The sequence below is a fragment of the Candidatus Symbiopectobacterium sp. NZEC127 genome (assembly GCF_025962675.1).
GTDB lineage: Bacteria > Pseudomonadota > Gammaproteobacteria > Enterobacterales > Enterobacteriaceae > Symbiopectobacterium.
In genome coordinates this window covers 1667372-1683543 of the sequence record NZ_JAGFPG010000001.1, presented here as the reverse complement: position 1 = coordinate 1683543, position 16172 = coordinate 1667372, and the positions used below count along the sequence as shown (strand labels likewise).

At 52.7% G+C, this 16172-nt stretch carries 15 protein-coding genes; 5 read left to right on the top strand and 10 right to left on the bottom strand.

Translation table 11 applies throughout. The features are described from left to right. Positions 1-275 precede the first annotated feature (275 nt). Positions 276-626: a class II SORL domain-containing protein gene (locus J5069_RS07820; RefSeq protein WP_264643287.1), complete on the bottom strand. Its 351-nt coding sequence runs from the start codon at positions 624-626 to the stop codon at positions 276-278. 3 nt (positions 627-629) lie between these two features. On the opposite strand from J5069_RS07820, the gene J5069_RS07815 reads away from it, so the two are divergent. The 4 genes from J5069_RS07815 to J5069_RS07800 all read left to right on the top strand — a co-directional run bounded on the left by J5069_RS07815 (position 630) and on the right by J5069_RS07800 (position 4662). Next, complete coding sequence (locus J5069_RS07815) at positions 630-767, top strand: hypothetical protein (RefSeq protein WP_264643286.1); 138 nt, start codon at positions 630-632, stop codon at positions 765-767. A gap of 386 nt (positions 768-1153) precedes the next feature. Continuing rightward, the gene (locus J5069_RS07810) at positions 1154-2320 is read left to right on the top strand and encodes an acyl-CoA dehydrogenase family protein (protein WP_264643285.1); all 1167 of its coding nucleotides are present in this window, start codon (positions 1154-1156) and stop codon (positions 2318-2320) included. 71 nt (positions 2321-2391) lie between these two features. Continuing rightward, a complete protein-coding gene (locus J5069_RS07805) occupies positions 2392-3690 on the top strand; it encodes an MFS transporter (protein ID WP_264643284.1) in 1299 nt (432 codons plus the stop codon). Positions 3691-3702: 12 nt separating this feature from the next. Beyond that, positions 3703-4662, top strand: a complete 960-nt coding sequence (locus J5069_RS07800; RefSeq protein ID WP_264643283.1) for a helix-turn-helix domain-containing protein — start codon at positions 3703-3705, stop codon at positions 4660-4662. A 230-nt stretch (positions 4663-4892) separates the two neighbouring features. Here J5069_RS07800 and fadK read toward each other — a convergent pair whose 3' ends face one another. The 5 genes from fadK to J5069_RS07775 all read right to left on the bottom strand — a co-directional run bounded on the left by fadK (position 4893) and on the right by J5069_RS07775 (position 10007). Next, positions 4893-6560 (bottom strand): medium-chain fatty-acid--CoA ligase, encoded by a 1668-nt coding sequence (fadK, locus tag J5069_RS07795; protein WP_264643282.1) that lies wholly within the window; start codon positions 6558-6560, stop codon positions 4893-4895. Between the two features lie 61 nt (positions 6561-6621). Continuing rightward, positions 6622-6915 carry a ferredoxin family protein gene (locus J5069_RS07790; protein ID WP_264643281.1) on the bottom strand — a complete coding sequence of 98 codons (294 nt, stop codon included), beginning with the start codon at positions 6913-6915 and terminating at the stop codon, positions 6622-6624. Next, on the bottom strand, positions 6912-8201 hold the full coding sequence (locus J5069_RS07785) for an FAD-dependent oxidoreductase (RefSeq protein WP_264643280.1): 1290 nt from the start codon (positions 8199-8201) through the stop codon (positions 6912-6914). The genes J5069_RS07790 and J5069_RS07785 overlap by 4 nt, the downstream gene beginning before the upstream one ends. A gap of 74 nt (positions 8202-8275) precedes the next feature. Continuing rightward, entirely contained in the window at positions 8276-9226 is a 951-nt protein-coding gene (locus J5069_RS07780; RefSeq protein WP_264643279.1) for an electron transfer flavoprotein subunit alpha, read from the bottom strand. Positions 9227-9242: 16 nt separating this feature from the next. Continuing rightward, complete coding sequence (locus J5069_RS07775; protein ID WP_264643278.1) at positions 9243-10007, bottom strand: electron transfer flavoprotein; 765 nt, start codon at positions 10005-10007, stop codon at positions 9243-9245. Between the two features lie 594 nt (positions 10008-10601). Between J5069_RS07775 and J5069_RS07770 the strand changes: the two genes are divergently transcribed. Beyond that, on the top strand, positions 10602-11513 hold the full coding sequence (locus J5069_RS07770) for an AraC family transcriptional regulator (RefSeq protein WP_264643277.1): 912 nt from the start codon (positions 10602-10604) through the stop codon (positions 11511-11513). 51 nt (positions 11514-11564) lie between these two features. On the opposite strand, the gene J5069_RS07765 is transcribed toward J5069_RS07770, so the two are convergent. From J5069_RS07765 to ydiB, 4 genes are all read right to left on the bottom strand, one after another. Continuing rightward, on the bottom strand, positions 11565-12716 hold the full coding sequence (locus J5069_RS07765; protein WP_264625854.1) for an acyl-CoA dehydrogenase: 1152 nt from the start codon (positions 12714-12716) through the stop codon (positions 11565-11567). A 14-nt stretch (positions 12717-12730) separates the two neighbouring features. Then, the gene (locus tag J5069_RS07760; protein WP_264643276.1) at positions 12731-14326 is read right to left on the bottom strand and encodes an acyl CoA:acetate/3-ketoacid CoA transferase; all 1596 of its coding nucleotides are present in this window, start codon (positions 14324-14326) and stop codon (positions 12731-12733) included. 76 nt (positions 14327-14402) lie between these two features. After that, positions 14403-15161, bottom strand: coding sequence for a type I 3-dehydroquinate dehydratase (gene aroD / locus J5069_RS07755; RefSeq protein ID WP_264643275.1), 759 nt, complete (start codon positions 15159-15161; stop codon positions 14403-14405). A gap of 76 nt (positions 15162-15237) precedes the next feature. Further along, a complete protein-coding gene (gene ydiB / locus J5069_RS07750; RefSeq protein WP_264643274.1) occupies positions 15238-16104 on the bottom strand; it encodes a quinate/shikimate dehydrogenase in 867 nt (288 codons plus the stop codon). Positions 16105-16172 lie beyond the last annotated feature (68 nt).

The window sequence follows — 16172 nt, the reverse complement described above, 5'->3', positions numbered from 1 at the left end:
GCGAGTGATATGCATTAAGCGCCAATGCATCCATGCCTGATGGTGGCAGCAGTAAAGCACGTGCATTTCGGCTGAATGTAACATCCATGTTAAATGCATCTTTTGTAATGATTTGAAATAACATGACGTATCTTAATGGGCGTTTACTCTTTTTAAAAGTAAATGATAACTATTTTTATTATCAAATGAGTGGGCGATCACGCACCGATTTTCAGGGTGATGATGTGTGAGGGATGAGTGATAAGAGATCGACAACGAGAGATCGGCAATAGCGGCTACAGGCTGTAATGCCACAATCCATGTTGGTTACAATAGATCCATACACAAAAACCACGCTTACAGTTGAATTTGCAGTCGCGCCCTTTGCATATGGCGCGATCGCAATAAACGTAGGCATCTTTATCTGCCAGGGCAAACATCACTGTGCTTTCTTCTCCTGGGGCCATAAATTTTAACTGCCCCCCCTGGAAGGTATACAGATACACCCAGGCAATGTGATGCGGGAGCGTCATTGGGTGTACAGGTTGACCGACAGTGACGCTCAGGCTATTGCTCTCGAAACCGCCTCTTACCGTGAGGGTGATGTGATGAGCATCGTCAGGTGTCTGTGCGAGAAGGTGTTTCATTACGTGACCACAGCAATCAGGTGGTTGGGATGGGTTGTTGCCAGCAACGTCTATCATCAGGCGCAGGCAGTGCTCACACTGGTAGAACTGGGGTATCGGCATGTAAAAGGAGGGTTTGGTGCTATTTTTGTGGCGCATTGAGCGCTGTGTCGCCGCAGGTTTACTGTTTTTTGGCGTAGAGAATAATAACTTCATTATAAGCCTCCGCAGGTCATATTTTTGTGATGAATGTTTCCATTAAAATAACGTGAAAGAAAAATAATCCCATAGACATTTTATTTATTTTCCTGGATAAATCGATCCTAAAAATAATAGTCATATGAAATAATAAATCATAGGCTGCTTCAGCACTGATTACTTTTTTGATTTTCTTTTATTCTTTGATTTTAAATGGTTTTTTATTTTATGTTTGATTTGTCCAGTTTTGTGTTTTAAATGTCGCTGGTTGGATAATTAGCACCAAATCTATACTCAGTTTAGAAACGGGAACACACAATAAATCTACTCATTCTAAATGGAGTAATATCATGGCCCTATTATCAGAGCAGGCACTGGTTGCGTTGAAAGAAAAAGTTCGCCGTGTGACGGAAAATGATTTGGAAGAATTACAGTTGGAAGTGGAAAGAACCAATGTTTTTCCCGATGCCTATTATGATGTTTGCCGCAGAAACGATCTGTTTCGTCTGGCCATCCCTGAGACCTATGGCGGCATGGGACTTAACTGCGAGCAATTCTTTGCTGTAATGGAAGAATTTTGTCGCGGCCCTGGTGGGATGCGCATGAATCTGCATCATGCCAACGGCTTGAATTGGCGAATTCTTCACGATCACGGGGCAGAAGATCTGCGCGCAAAATGGTTGCCCAAACTGGCCAATAAAGATGCCTACATCAATTTTGCTTTGACAGAAGCCGATTGCGGTTCGGGGGCTGATATTCGCACCACGGCGGTAAGAAAGGGCGATAAATATATACTCAATGGCAGTAAAACGCTGATCTCACACACCGATATTTCCGATGCTTCCTACGTGATAGCGGTTACCGATGAAGCCAAGCGGAAAAAGGGCGGCCTCACCGCATTCTTTATCGAAACGAATACCCCCGGTTACTACATTGATCCGATGCCGCACATGATGGGATGCCGAGGGGCTGGGCATGCTTATCTGCGCTTTGAAAATTGCGAAGTGCCAGCACATAACATCATGGGTCAGGAAGGCGATGGGCTGGATATCTTTATGAATGCCCTGGCGCATTCCCGCGCGATGATCGCGGTAACCTGTCTCGGAATGTCGCAGCGTTTTCTTGAACTGGCCATTGCGAGAGCCAAAGACCGAGTGACTTTCGGTAAACCGCTAGTGGCGCGCCAGGCGATTCAACAAACGTTGGCGGACATGGGCACCCAGGTGCATGCGTTACGCGTCATGTTGCGTGACTGCGCGCAGAAATTCGATCGCGGTGAGGATATCGAAATGGTATCCGCCATGTGCAAACTGCACGGCATCGACACGGTACGCACGGTCTCTGACAGTTGCCTGGAAATCTTCGGCGGTATTGGCTATTTCGAAGATAACCCTTATGGCCCGGTAGAGAGAATGTACCGTGATGCACGCGCGTTATGGTTTGAGGAAGGGCCACGTACGGTGCAGCGTCTAACCATCGCCCGTCCGTTGATTGAAAGCCGCGGCGTCATTTTGTGATAACGCCCTACACCCTGCAATAGTGACCGCCGTAAGGCACGTCCTGCGGCGTTCCCCCCATGGGAGTCATCATGAACGCATCTCTTGGAAACAGACGCTGGGGTATCATTGCCCTGCTGATCGTCGATTACTTTGTTATGTTTGTCGCCCGCAGCAGCATGTCCCTATGTGGGCCTGCGTTAATGCAACAGTTTGGCTGGAGTGCCACCGAATTCGGCTGGATCTCCACCGCATTCTTTATTGGCTATGCCGTAACCATGTTGCCTGCCGGTATGCTTGCCGATCGTTTGGGCGGCGGTGTCGTACTGGTCACAGGCACGTTGTGGTGGGCGCTTTTTACTTTCCTTACCCCGTTAGGCGAGACACTGGGGGCCATGATGGCGTTACGTATCCTGGTTGGCGTTGGGCAGGGGTTGCTGGTGCCGGCCAACTTTTCACTGTTGGCCCACTGGGTGCCAAAAAGTGAAACGGGAAAAGCGACCGGATGGTTACAGGTTGGATGCCCCGCCGGGATCGCTGTGGCAATGATCGTTGCCGCGGCGATCGTACAACTCTGGGGCTGGCAACGGGTGTTCCACATTTTGGCGTTGCCGGGACTGCTGTGGTGCCTGCTGTGGTGGCGCTGGGGCGCTAATCGCCCGCAGGACGATAAGGTTGTTAGCCAGGCAGAGCGCGATTATATCTACGCGGGTCAACAACGGGATAATCTCACGCAAAATAGCCCGCCATTGAGTCGGCGCGATATTTTTTCAACACCTTCCGTGTGGTGCTGTGCGCTGTGCTATTTCTGTACTAATTATCTGTTTTTCCTGTTTATGACCTGGCTTCCGACCTATTTTGCGTTGGGGCGCGGCATCAATTTAAAACAAAGTGCGATATTTTCCATGTTGCCCTATTTGGCCGCCATCATCGCCTATCCTTTAGGAGGGACAATTACCGATTGGGCGGTTCGGCGTATGGGACAAAGCGCAGGCCGGAAGTTTACGCCAATGTTGGGGCTGCTGCTGGCAGGGATGTTTCTGATTCTGGGTACACGCGCTAACAGCCTGGGCGCGGCGGCAGCGTTAATCTCTGCTTCCAACTTTTTTCTCTGCTTTACGATGGGCGCACATTTCTCCATCCCGATGACATTCTCGCAAAGCAATACCGGGCTGTTGGTGGGACTGAACGGGGTATTCGGCACCACAGCGGGTATCTTGGCACCGGTATTTTCTGGGGTAATCATCGATATTACCGGCCGGTATGAGTATGCCTTGTATCTGGGAGCCACTGTTGCCATTTGTGGCGCGTTGTTTATCTGGGCTGCGCGTATTCAACCCATTGTCAGCCGTGAGCAGACGTCTGCTCATGCTGCCCACCCGGTGCGTTAAGGGGAATCTGTTATGGCAACCACTATTCCTGCCTATACGCTCTATGGCGAGCAAACAGCGCTAAGCTGGGAGAACTTCTTCAACGTAGAGCGGATTTCGTTTCGTTCCCGCGCGCTGAACTGGAAAGTATCCCCCCACGTACATGAGACGTTGATACAACTGCTGTTTATCGAGCGTGGAAGCGTCGATCTGTTGCTCAATTACAGCCATTACACGGCGCAAGCGCCTTGCCTGATTTTGGTGCCTGCGCAAACCGTGCATTGTCTGGCCTACACGCCTGATTCTGAAGGGCTAACGGTGACGGTTTCACAAAAGCCGCTGGAGTCGGTCATTAAGTTGCTGGCGCCCAATGTGATAAAACTTCTGGCAACGCCCTGTATGTTTTCATTGGCTCAGATGCCGGAGGAATGTTCGGTGGTGCAGGACGCTTTTGAGGTTCTGTTGCGTGAATGGCACACACCGAGCTCGACACAAACGGCCATGGGCATGTCGCTGCTGACGTCTTTGCTGTTGCACATTGCGCGCATTAGTGGGCGGGCCAGTGCGCCGCAAACCTATGAAGTGTGTTCGCGCAAGACCGCGCAGGTGAACAAGTTTCTGGCCCTGGTTGAGGAGCGCTTTCGCCAACGGCTGGCGGTGAACAGCTATGCGCAGCACATGGGTATGACTCCCGGCCATCTTTCCCGTCTGTGCCGCTTGACGCTGGGGATGTCCAGTCTGGATGTGATCAATCGTCGAGTGATTCAGGAAGCGCAGCGGGAGTTGGTTTATACCGCTAAAACCATCAAACAGTTGGCGGCGACGTTAGGTTTTAATGATGAAGCCTACTTCACCCGATTCTTTCACAAACACGTAGGCGTTAGCCCGACACTGTTTCGTGAATTAGCGGTAAAGCAGATGGCCGCGGATGCGGCGCAGCAAGAATGTGACTGCCCATTGAGCGAGGCTGCCTGCTGGGAGGCATTGGCGTAAGTGATAACCTGTACCGCGGGTTACTGATTATTGGCATAACAATCAGGCTCTCTTAGCGAGAGACTGAGATTGCTGACAAACCGTTTTCGGCACGTCCGTGTTTCCCGGCGAATCACGACGAGGGGCGCTCCGGCGGCTTACGCCGCTACGACCCCATCGCCGCACTTCGCCTAACAACGGGCTTTGTCATCAGTCTGAGGCTCTCTTAGCGAGAGCCTTTGTTGTTGGGATCAGGCGGAGAACAGGGAAGGGTGGACTTGCTGGTGTTCATCCAGCCCGAGGCGTTGCAGAATGTCTTGTCGCAGCAGGTATTTCTTTATTTTCCCGGATGCGGTGCGCGGCAAACTCTCGACGATCACCAGATGCTCGGGGTACTTGTACTTTGCCACGCGTTTACGGCTGAAAAAGGCAATCACATCTTCTAGCGTCAGCACGTGGTAGGGGGCTTTAAGCACCACATAGGCGCATGAGCGTTCTCCCAAACGTTCATCGGGCATGGCGACCACACCCGCATCGCGGATGCGCGGGTGTTGCATCAGAAGATCTTCCACCTCGCGGCTGCTGATATTCTCGCCGCCGCGCACGATGATATCTTTCTTGCGCCCGGTGATTTTGATATAGCCGTCGGCATCCATGCGGCACAGGTCGCCGCTGTAATACCAGCCATTTTCATCCAGCGCGCGCGCCGTTAATTCCGGTTCATCCAGATAACCCATAAATACATTTGGGCCGCGCGACGCTTCTTCACCTTCTTCCCCATACGCAACGGTGTTGCGCGCTTTATCGACCACTTTGATTTCAACGCCCGGCGCCGCCTGCCCGTCAGTGTTGACGATCCGTGCTGTGGGATCGTCCAGCCTCACGACGGCGTGCGGTGAGCTTTCCGTTGACCCGTACACGCTGAGCAGTTTGATGCCCATCTGCATACAATCTCGGGTGATCTTTTTAGGGATCGTAGTGCCGCCGCACAGGAAAAAGCGCAGCGATGACAGGTCGTAAGGTTTTTGCTGTACGCAGCACAGCAGGTCGTAGACAAACGGCGTCGCGCCCAGCACGCAGGTACAGCGTTCCTGCTGTAGCAGTTCAAGACAGTTTGTCGGATTAAAAATATCCAGCAGTACGCTACGCGCACCGATGATAAAGGGGGCGGTGACACCGTGTAAAAAGCCGGTGGCATGGCCCAACGGTGCTGGCATCAAGATGGTATCCAGCCAGGTCAGGTTCAGTCGCGCACAGTAGGCGCGTTCGCTGGCCAGAATATTGTTGTGTGTCAGCATCACCCCTTTGGGCACGCCCTCCGTGCCGGAGGTAAAAAGTACGGCGGCCAATGCATCGCCGTGCACGCGGATCGGCGTCTCCAGTGGTGCAAAATCCTGCAATAGTTGACTGAGCGCCAACGTGGTCGCGTTGGCGGGAGCCAATTTATCCACGGCTACGATGTGCCGCAGGTGAGGCAACTGCCCACGCAGTGGAATGGCCCGGTCGATAGGCTGAGTATTCTTGAACAGGGTGGGGGCGAACAGCACTTTAGCCTGGCATTTATTGAGGATCCATACCAGCTCGGTTTCACGGTAGGCTGGGAGTAGCGGTACGGATACCGCGCCCACCTTCAGACAGGCCAGATAGATAACCGTAAACTCACACCATCCTGGTAGCTGAAAAGCGACGCGATCGCCGGGTTCAATCCCGCAGGTGAGTAGAAAGCTTGCAACACTGCTTGCTGCGCGGTCTAGCGCGGCATAGGTGTAAGACGTCCCTTGATGGTCAATCACGGCAATCTTGTCCGGCATGGCGCTTTGTGTTTGGTGCCAATAGTCGGCGAGTGAGGCGTCTCCCCAGAATCCTTGCTGACGGTATAACGCCCGACGTTCAGCGTTAAATGCTATTGAAACGGTCATGTGTTTTTGTCTCAGTGTTTAACGGCCGCCAGGACGGCCGTCGATCACTTTTACGGGGGGATCAACCAAAGCGGAATTCGATGCCGAACGTACCCTGCGGGTATTCCCATTGCTCCAGAATGGTTTCACCGCACAGTACCCGGCAGGTACCGCATTCCAGACAACCGGCAGAGTCGAAATGGATATTTCCTGCCTCATCCTGCTTGTAGAGCCCCGCCGGACAAGCCTTGAGCAATTTACGAAACTCAGCCATATCGGGGTTGTCGGCCAGAATGATGTGTGGATGGCCTTCATCCACATGGAACTTGTTGACGCCCAGTTTGACGTCCACATTGACGCTGTTGTCGTGACTCATAGCGCTGTCGCTCCTTTGATGCCGTCTTTCAACAGGTTTATCAGGCCAACCTGTTTGGCACGCTTCATGATTTTTGCCCGCACTGGCACGTTAGGGCCGCCATCAATGATGAACAGATCGCTCATGATATCGGCCACCATGCGTGGGTACTGGGTGAACATGCGTGGGTTTTCCATCATGGCGGGCACCTTGCGATAGTGGTGCATATCGCGCAGCACGAAGCTGTGTTCCAACGTGCGTTTGTATTCCATCAGGCTGGCGGATGAGAAGTCCTGCCGCTGTTTTGCGGCAATCGCCGCGTTGGCAGCTGCCTGTGCAGAGGCAATCGCCAGATCCATGCCGCGCACGGTGTAGCCCAGATTGAGGCATAGACCGGCCGCATCGCCGACGATCATCACGCCGTCATCCACCAGACTGGGCACCATCTCCAGCCCGCCTTCGGGCACCATGTGTGCCGAGTACTCCAGCAACTCTCCCCCCTGAATCAAGGGGCGGATCGTCGGGTGTTGTTTAAAATCTTCCAGCATCTGCGGCACACTTTTACTGGCGTGGGCGATATCGCCCAAACCGCAGACCAGACCCAGTGAAATTGAGTCTTTATTGGTGTAGAGAAAACCACCGCCCATCAACCCGTTGGAAGGCGAACCGGCAAACAGCCAGGCCGCACCTTCTCCCGGTGCCAGGTTAAACCTGTCTTCGATTTGCGATGCGGGCAGGGCAATCAGCTCCTTCACACCGACCGCATAGTGATGCGGTGATGGAGGCGGGACCATACCGACGGAACGGCCCAGCAGCGAATTCACACCATCGGCCAGAATCACCACGTTTGCCTCCAGCGCATCTTCCCCCGCCTGCACGCCGGTGACCCGGTTGCCTTCGCGCAACAGGGCATCTACCCGCACGCCGGGAATAAACTGCACGCCAGCCTGTTCGGCTTTTTCCATCAGCCAGGGATCGAACCGGTTACGCAACACGGTATAAGAGGCTTTAGCGGGGATATCCGGCTGTTCGCTGTGGTAATCCATGGTGACGGCGCTTTCGTTGGTGAGAAAGGAAATTTTTTCTCGCGTGACTTTGCGTTCAACCGGGGCCTGTTGCGCAAACCCAGGTATGATGCTCTCCAGACTGTGGGCGTAGAGGCGTCCACCGGTCATATTTTTACTGCCTGCGCTGTTGCCACGTTCAATGACTAATACATCAAGCCCGGCTTGCGCCATCACATAACCGGCGATGCAGCCCGCAACCCCGGCACCGACGACGATGGCATCAAATTTTTCTTCCGACATGGTTCCTGCTCCCTATCCCGCCACAGTGGCGTGGCGGGATACGTGCTGTTAACGAAAAGACCAACAAACGAGGGTTAGCGGGTCAACTGCTCAACCAACGCCGGGACCACTTTGTAGATATCACCGACCAAACCGTAGTCGGCGTATTTGAAGATCGGCGCATTTTTGTCTTTGTTAATGGCGACGATGGTTTTTGCCCCGTTGCCGCCCACCATGTGCTGGATTTGACCGGAGATCCCCAGTGTCAGGTAGAGATCGGATTTCAGCAGCACGCCAGAGACACCGATATAGCGCTCGCGCTCCATCCAGTGTTCCCCTTCAGCAATCGGGCGTGAGCAGCCGACTTCCGCGCCCAATACCGTTGCCAGGTCTTGAACCATGCGCAAATCTTCTTGTGAAACTAATCCACGGCCCACGCCAACAACGCGTTTGGCCTTGCTCAAGTCGACGCTGCTCAACGATTTGGCGCGGCGTTCAACACACAGGATTTCCTGGCGCGGTGTAACATAGTTAGCCTGATAAACCGGACATTCAGACGTCGCATTGGCCGTCTCGGGCTCGATGGCACCCGCTGCCAGCGTCACGATGGCAACCGCGGTATTGATTTTCTCTTTGCCAAACGCCAGGCCACCGTACATACGATGTTCGGCATACAGCGCGTGCTCTTCTACCGTCAGGGTAGTGACGTCGTTGACGACGGCGGCATCAAGCAGCACGCTTAACCGGGCCGCCAGCGCCTTACCGCGCTTGGTGGCCGCCAGCAGGATCAGCGTGGCGGGAAAATCCGTCGCTGCCGGTTTTTCGATCAGCGATGCCAGCGTTTCGGCATAGTTTTCGATACGTTGCTGTGCCGTTTTGCCCAACACGTAGAGCCCCTGCGCGCCGAGCGGTTTAACGGCGGCAACCTGCGTGTCATCTTGCACAACGGCGTAAACCTGCTGTCCCCACTGGCGTGCGCCCGTCATTAATTCGCCGTAGCGCTCAACGTTATCGCTGAACACCCATACATTGGTTAATTGACTCATGATGATATTCTCCGGGTTAGTTCAGCGCTTTTTTCAGGTGTTCGGCCAGTTCGGCGATCGCTTCCGGCGAATCGCTTTCCAGAATGATGTGCTTACGTTCCGCCTGTGGTGGCACGTGGATCTGCGCCAGCTCGGTGTGAGGTGCAGTGCGCTGCCAACTGATATCGTCGGCTTTCCATTGGGTTACCGGCTTTTTCCCCGCGCCCAGAATCGCCTTCATGGAGGGGATTTTTGGCGCATTAATATCTGATGTTACGCAAAGCACAGCGGGCAGCGGCAACTCAAGAATTTCCACTTCCTCTTCCAGCGTGCGTTCCACGCGCACCCGGTTGTCCAGCAATTCAATCTGGCTCACGGAATTGACGGTAGGCAACTGCAACATTTCACCGACCAGCAGCCCAACCTGCTGCGCATAGAGATCGCCAGAACCTTCGCCGAACAGCAGCAGATCGAAGCCAATCTTGCGGGCCGCCGCCGTTAACACCTGTGCGGTATCCTTGGGTAGCGCATTGTCTAACTGTGCATCCTGTACCAGAAACAGTTCATTCGGTCCGCGCGACAGCACATCCTTGCGCACTTTGGTGTTGTCCAGCAGGCTGCCGCCGACGCTCAGCGCCGCGACCTGCCCATCGGCACCGGCCAACTGGATGGCGGCCTCGATGGCGTTTAAATCAAACTGGCTGATTTTTGCATCGGCGCGGTCGAAATTGAGCGTGCGTTGGGCGGTAACCACAATGTCTTGCTCTTCGGGCACCAGCTTAAAGCAGGTTATTATTTTCATGGCGTCTCCTATTGGTCGCTCGCAGGCGGTGCATCGAAAAATAATATCGATGTGCCTCAGAGAGATATAAAATTTTGATGGAAATAGTGTGCGGGATACAGGGGTAAAAAACGACATGATAATATGTTTTAGTTACCAACAATCTTGCAAAAAAATTGTGCGCGGCGGCAGATAAATGTATTCCATGACATATTGCTAATGCGCTATCACCTTTAAACATCACAGTGACATTTGCTACTGTGCATTCACGCTGAAAACAAAGGGTGAAAATAAGATGTGATGCGCATCATAAATGCGAGGCTTTTTTTTAATTGGAATTATTAACACGCTCACTAAATAATGAAAATCTCAGCGAATTGTAAATGTGATGTTTTCTGTATGTAGGAAGTGCGTATTTTAAATGAGAAAAAGTAGTCAGGGTTATGCGTTAAAAACACCCCCTTTTCTGGTGGGGCAATCAGGCGGTGTAATCTTGCATGATATGCAAACAATCTTGTTTTGCGTGGTTTAAAACGTGATATACAGTACAGGTCGTTGCGCTACTTTACCCCTAAATAATTGGCTTACACCTTACTGCTTCCCGTGGAGGTTGTCATGTATCAGCGCTGGTTTGACAATAATACCGATACCTTGTTTGAAAAGGGAATGACGCCCAAATTGTCCCGTTTTGTGATCAGTGATGACCCAAACTGGGAGTCAGGACACCATGTGCATGATGCTGAAACGGAGCTGATCTACGTGAAAAGTGGCGTAGCCCGGCTTATCATCGATTCGTCCAATTATGTTGCACAGACCGGGGATATTGTGGTGGTGGAGCGTGGCCGATTGCACGCCGTCGCCTCCGATAATGCGTCCCCGGCAACCACCTATACCTGTGCCGTTTACGGATTTAAATTCCGCGACAGGGATGAGAATCAGATCATGCAGTCCAATTCCTGTCCGGTGGTTTCGGTGGTGAAAGGAAAAGAAGTAATAAAGAGTATATTTCACGAACTGGGCGTGATGTTACCCCAGCAAAAAAATCTTTTATCCTCGCCAGTCTACGATGCTTTCGGCTATGCCTTGACCGCGTTGTTTTATGAAAACTTTAAGAATGCCTACCGTTCAGAATCCGGATATATCCGCAAGGAAGTGTTGGTAAAAGATATTTTGGTTTATCTGAATAATAATTATCGGGAAAAGATAACCCTGGATCAGCTCGCTAAAAAGTTCCGTGCCAGCGTGAGCTATATCTGCCATGAATTTACCAAGGAATATCATATCTCTCCCATCAACTATGTGATTAAGCGCCGGATCACTGAGGCAAAATTTTCGCTAACTAACACCGAGTGCAGTTTGAACGAGATAGCCCTTCGCGTCGGGTATGACAATGTCGATCACTTCGCCAAATTATTCATGCGCCATGTTGGCTGTTCACCCAGCGAATACCGTAAGCAGTTCAAAAATAGTCTGAATGGATTGGAGTATATAACGGAGTTTGGCGAGAGTTCAGAATTGTTGCTGTGAGGGGGATATTCGGTTGAGACGCCAGTGTGAACCGGCGTCTCAGCCCGTCAGTTATTTACTTTGATAATCTTTCAGGATCTGCCGTCCGGCAATATAAATCATGATCTCATCGGTGCCGCCGCCAATTCTTTCGCAGCGCACGTCACGCCAGAAACGGGATACGCGTGCATCGTCCGTATAACCCAGTCCGCCCATGATCTGAATGGCATCATCAATCACTTCCAACGCGGTGCGTGCGCAATAAAGTTTGCACAGCGCGGCACTGGTGCGTAATGACAGCTCCTGATCCGCCTGCCAGGCGCATTTCAGCACCATATTACGCATGTTCTCGATTTTGATGGCCATCAGCGCCAGTTTCTCCTGGATCATCTGGTTATGACCAATTGGCTTGCCAAAAGCGATACGCTGGTTGGCATAACGTGCGGCATCTTCGAAGGCGCACTCGGCAAAGCCGGTGCTGCGCGCGGCATTGATCAGGCGTTCCATTTCGAAATTGTACATCACGTTCAGGAAACCCATGCCTTCTTCGCCCACCATGTCGCTCTCTTCCACTTCGACATTATCGAGATAGACTTCGCAGGTGGTCAGCATATGCCAGCCGATTTTGTGCAGCGGGTTGATTTTGATACCGGGCTTATTCGATTCCACCCACCACAGGGTGAAGGCTTTTTTCGGATCCTGCGGTTCGGGATCGCGTGCCAGCACCAGCATATAAGGGTACTCTTTGGCACCGGTGATAAAGGTTTTTTGCCCGTTGAGATACACCTTACCGTTTTTACGCGTGTAGCTGGTGGTCGCACTGCTGTTGTCCGAGCCTGCGCCCGGTTCGGTCAGGGCCAGTGAATAGGCTGGATCGCCGGTAGCCAGCGTGCTCTCAGCGGTTTTGCGCAACTGCTCGGCAGAACCAAAACGACGCATGCTGTGGATGCACTGACCGTTAGTGATCAGGAACGCCGGAGCGCCGTTTTTAGACACCTCCATCAGTGCCAGCATCTGGGTGACATAGTCCGCCGGAATGCCGCCAAATTCTTCCGGCACGCCCAGCAGGGAAATGCCGTTATCGGCCAGCGCCCGCATAAATTCTTTCGGATAAGTACCGGTCTGGTCGCAGGTTCTGAAATACTCTTCCGGGAAATCACTGGTGATCAATTCCCGAATACTGGCAAGCAGCAGCTCTTGCTCTTCAGTTAAGGCAAAGTCCATCGTTTTTACTCCTGTTATTGTTCAGCGTCAGGCAATACAAAGCCCATCACGTCATCGAAAAAGAGGCGTGTGTCCATCAGTTTTAAGTCGGGCGAAATGACCGGGGTAAAGTCCATCTGTGCCAGAATGTCTTTTTCCAGATCGACGCCGGGAGCGATCTCAACCAGGTGCAAACCGTCGGCTTTTAAGGTGAAGACGGCGCGTTCGGTGATGTAACGCACATCCAACCCGCGTTCGAGCGCAATTTTTCCGCTGAACGTGATCTCCGGGATTTCCTGAATGAATTTTTTGACTTTCCCTTCCTGCACGATCGACAGCTTGCCGTCGCCGACGTCAGTTTTTAAACTGCCCGCCGTCAGGGTGCCGCAGAAGATGATCTTCTTCGAGGTGGCGCTGATGTCGATAAACCCGCCGGTACCCATGATCTTGCCGTTGAATTTATGCACGCCAACGTTGCCGTGTCGGTCGATTTCAGCAAAGCTCAAGTAGCACACATCCAACCCACCGCCGTGGTAAAAATCGAACTGAGAGGTCATGTCCAGAATGGCGCGGGTATTGACGTTGGCACCGAAGGCTACGCCTTGCGTGGTAATCCCGCCGATGGGGCCGGTTTCCACCGTCAGCACGAAGTCATCGGCACAGCCCTCTTCGCGAGCCACCAGACCGATGCCGTCGGCGATGCCGACCCCGACGTTACCGACCGCGCCTTTGCGCATTTCGAACAGCGCGCGACGTGCTACCAGTTTGCGTTGGTTGAGGGGGATGGCCATTTTGGTGCTGTCATCCAGCACGAAATCGCCGGAGATAAAGCGGTTGACGGGCGCACCGCCATACAGCTGGGTTTGCGTTGAATCAACCACCACAATGTCGACCAGATAGCCGGGAATGCGCACAGATTTAGGATGCAACGTGGCCTTTTTAACCATCTTCTGCACCTGCATCATCACGATACCGCCATTGTTGTGTACCGCTTGTGCAATCACCAGCGCATCGAGGTACATCACTTCATCCTCGAAAGACGCGTATCCTTCGCTGTCGCAGGTGGTAGCGCGGATAAAGGCGACATTCGGCGCAATGGCCTTGTAGAACAGGTATTCCTGATTATCGATTTCGACCAGTTTGATCAGATCGTCTTTGGTCACTTCATTCAGCTTGCCGCCCTGTTGGCGCGGGTCGACAAAGGTACCAATACCGATATTGCTCAAAATACCCGGTTGGTGAGCAGCGGAGGCGCGGATTGCTTGCGTCAGCACCCCTTGCGGATAGTTGTAGGCGACGATCTTGTTTTGTTCTGCCAGATCGGAAATTCGCGGTGACTGTCCCCAGTGGCCGCACAGCGCCCATTTGACCAGACCTTCCTGTGCCAGCGGACTGATGCCACGCTCGGCGCGGTCGCCTAATCCTGTTGGGCTGATCAGCGACAGGTTGCGCGGTGACTGCGTGGTTTTATAGCGGTCGGCGAGGGCAGTGATCAGTGAGGTGGCTTCCAGAATGCCACCGCCGGCCCCCAATACGCACAGGGTGGCTTCATCGGGGATGTAATTGACCGCATCCTGTGCCGAGAGCACCGGCACTCGGCCATTAATTCTTTTCGGTTTTTCCAGTTTCATTGCAACTCCTCGTGATAAGCGAATGAACGTGCGCTGCTCTTGGCGGCGCAAACGGCTATAGCCGTGCCATCGCTATTCAGGATTGGTGTAATACCGTCAATACGGCGCGCAAATCTTTAACGGCAATTTGCCCTGGGGCAGAGGCCTTTTTCAGTGCGCCAAAGGTGGCGGCTGAACCAAACAGTTCGCCGGAGAGACGGGAGATAACACCGGTTTTTGACATGGACATGGTGATGATCGGGCGGTCCGCGTGCTTCTCATGCATTTCCAGCGTGGCGGCCAGCAGGGTGAGCACATCGTCTTTGTTCTGCGGCATCAGGGCGATTTTCGGGATATCGGCACCCAATTCCTGCATCTTGCACAGGCGTTTGACGATCTCTTCTTTTGGTGGCGTCTTGTGAAAATCGTGGTTGGACATGATGACTTTCACGCCGTGAGCATGGGCAAACGCCACGGTATCTTTCACCAGCGCATCACCGGTAAACAGCTCCAGGTCGATCATGTCCACCAACCCGCTCTCCACCACCGCTTTGTTCAAGGCAATGTAGGCCTCGGCAGAGAGCGCTTTTTCCCCACCTTCTTGCTTGCTGCGAAAGGTGAACAGCAGGGGTTTGTCGGGGATGCCGTCGCGCAGCGTGCGCACAGCCTCCAACACACTGGCGATGGAGGTAACGTCATCGAAATGATCGGCGCGCCACTCCAGAATATCGACGTCGCCGTCCTGATAATGGTGGGCTTCAGATTTGATGGCGGCGATGTCTTTGCCCATCAGCGAGACGATAATTTTTGGTGCGCCTTCGCCAAACACCCGATTTTTTACGGTTACGGTTTTCATGCTTTTCCCTTTACGTCATCTTTTTCCACACAGTCCGATAACGCGGCGTGAGGAATACGCCGCGTACCGACGTGTTTTAGGCGTTAAAGCCCATCACTTTTTTGATGTGTTCCAGCGGAAACTCTTTACCGGTCCAGAGCTTGAACTGCTCAGCCCCTTGCCACAGCAGCATGCCGTAGCCATCAATGGTCTTGCAGCCTGCGTCCATAGCCATTTGCAGCAGCTTGGTGATGTGCGGGTTGTAAACGCATTCGGTGACCAACAGTTCCGGACGCAACATGGCGATATCGCTCACAACGCATTGATCTTCGAGTGGCTTCATGCCGACTTTAGTGCCGTTGGTCAGAATATCGGCGTGTGCGATGGCGTCGGCGAAGGCTTTCTGATTCGCTAAATCACTGACAGTGACGGTGCAATCGGTGTTGTCATTAACGCGTTTTGCGAAGGCGAGTGCCTGCTCGTAAAATTCATCTTTACGGTTGAACAGTTTGATCTCTTTGATGCCTTCAATCGCTGCCTGAGCACCAATTGCTGTTGATGCGCCACCCGAGCCGACCAACACCATGGTTTTGCCTTGAATATCAAAACCGCTTTCTTTGATGGCGCGAATATGCCCGGTGCCATCGGTGTTATAACCACGCAAATACCCGTTATCATTAACAATGGTATTAATGGCACCGACCAATTTGGCGGCCGGTGTTAATTCATCCACATATTGGCAGGCTAATTGTTTATTGGGCATGGAAACGCCAGTGCCGCGCATTTTCAGCGCTTTAAGGCCTTCAATTGCTTTACCGAAGGTGGTGTTGTCCACTTCAAAAGCCATATAGGTGAAAGGCAAACCCGCTTTTTCCAACGCCTTGTTTTGCATTTCCGGCGAGAGGCTGTGTCTGATGGGATAAGCCATTAATCCAATCAGTTCGTATTTTGCGGTAACATCCATTCTAAACTCCTTACACAAGGTAATAATTGGTGGTGCAGTTATTCAGGCAATAGGCGGGCGCTTATCGC

What these genes read in the sequence shown, in the direction of transcription:
- J5069_RS07820 (WP_264643287.1), bottom strand. Translation starts at nt 626, where the DNA reads ATGAAACACCTTCTCGCACAGACACCTGACGATGCTCATCACATCACC.
- J5069_RS07810 (WP_264643285.1), top strand. Translation starts at nt 1,154, where the DNA reads ATGGCCCTATTATCAGAGCAGGCACTGGTTGCGTTGAAAGAAAAAGTT.
- J5069_RS07805 (WP_264643284.1), top strand. Translation starts at nt 2,392, where the DNA reads ATGAACGCATCTCTTGGAAACAGACGCTGGGGTATCATTGCCCTGCTG.
- J5069_RS07800 (WP_264643283.1), top strand. Translation starts at nt 3,703, where the DNA reads ATGGCAACCACTATTCCTGCCTATACGCTCTATGGCGAGCAAACAGCG.
- fadK (WP_264643282.1), bottom strand. Translation starts at nt 6,560, where the DNA reads ATGACCGTTTCAATAGCATTTAACGCTGAACGTCGGGCGTTATACCGT.
- J5069_RS07790 (WP_264643281.1), bottom strand. Translation starts at nt 6,915, where the DNA reads ATGAGTCACGACAACAGCGTCAATGTGGACGTCAAACTGGGCGTCAAC.
- J5069_RS07785 (WP_264643280.1), bottom strand. Translation starts at nt 8,201, where the DNA reads ATGTCGGAAGAAAAATTTGATGCCATCGTCGTCGGTGCCGGGGTTGCG.
- J5069_RS07780 (WP_264643279.1), bottom strand. Translation starts at nt 9,226, where the DNA reads ATGAGTCAATTAACCAATGTATGGGTGTTCAGCGATAACGTTGAGCGC.
- J5069_RS07775 (WP_264643278.1), bottom strand. Translation starts at nt 10,007, where the DNA reads ATGAAAATAATAACCTGCTTTAAGCTGGTGCCCGAAGAGCAAGACATT.
- J5069_RS07770 (WP_264643277.1), top strand. Translation starts at nt 10,602, where the DNA reads ATGTATCAGCGCTGGTTTGACAATAATACCGATACCTTGTTTGAAAAG.
- J5069_RS07765 (WP_264625854.1), bottom strand. Translation starts at nt 12,716, where the DNA reads ATGGACTTTGCCTTAACTGAAGAGCAAGAGCTGCTGCTTGCCAGTATT.
- J5069_RS07760 (WP_264643276.1), bottom strand. Translation starts at nt 14,326, where the DNA reads ATGAAACTGGAAAAACCGAAAAGAATTAATGGCCGAGTGCCGGTGCTC.
- aroD (WP_264643275.1), bottom strand. Translation starts at nt 15,161, where the DNA reads ATGAAAACCGTAACCGTAAAAAATCGGGTGTTTGGCGAAGGCGCACCA.
- ydiB (WP_264643274.1), bottom strand. Translation starts at nt 16,104, where the DNA reads ATGGATGTTACCGCAAAATACGAACTGATTGGATTAATGGCTTATCCC.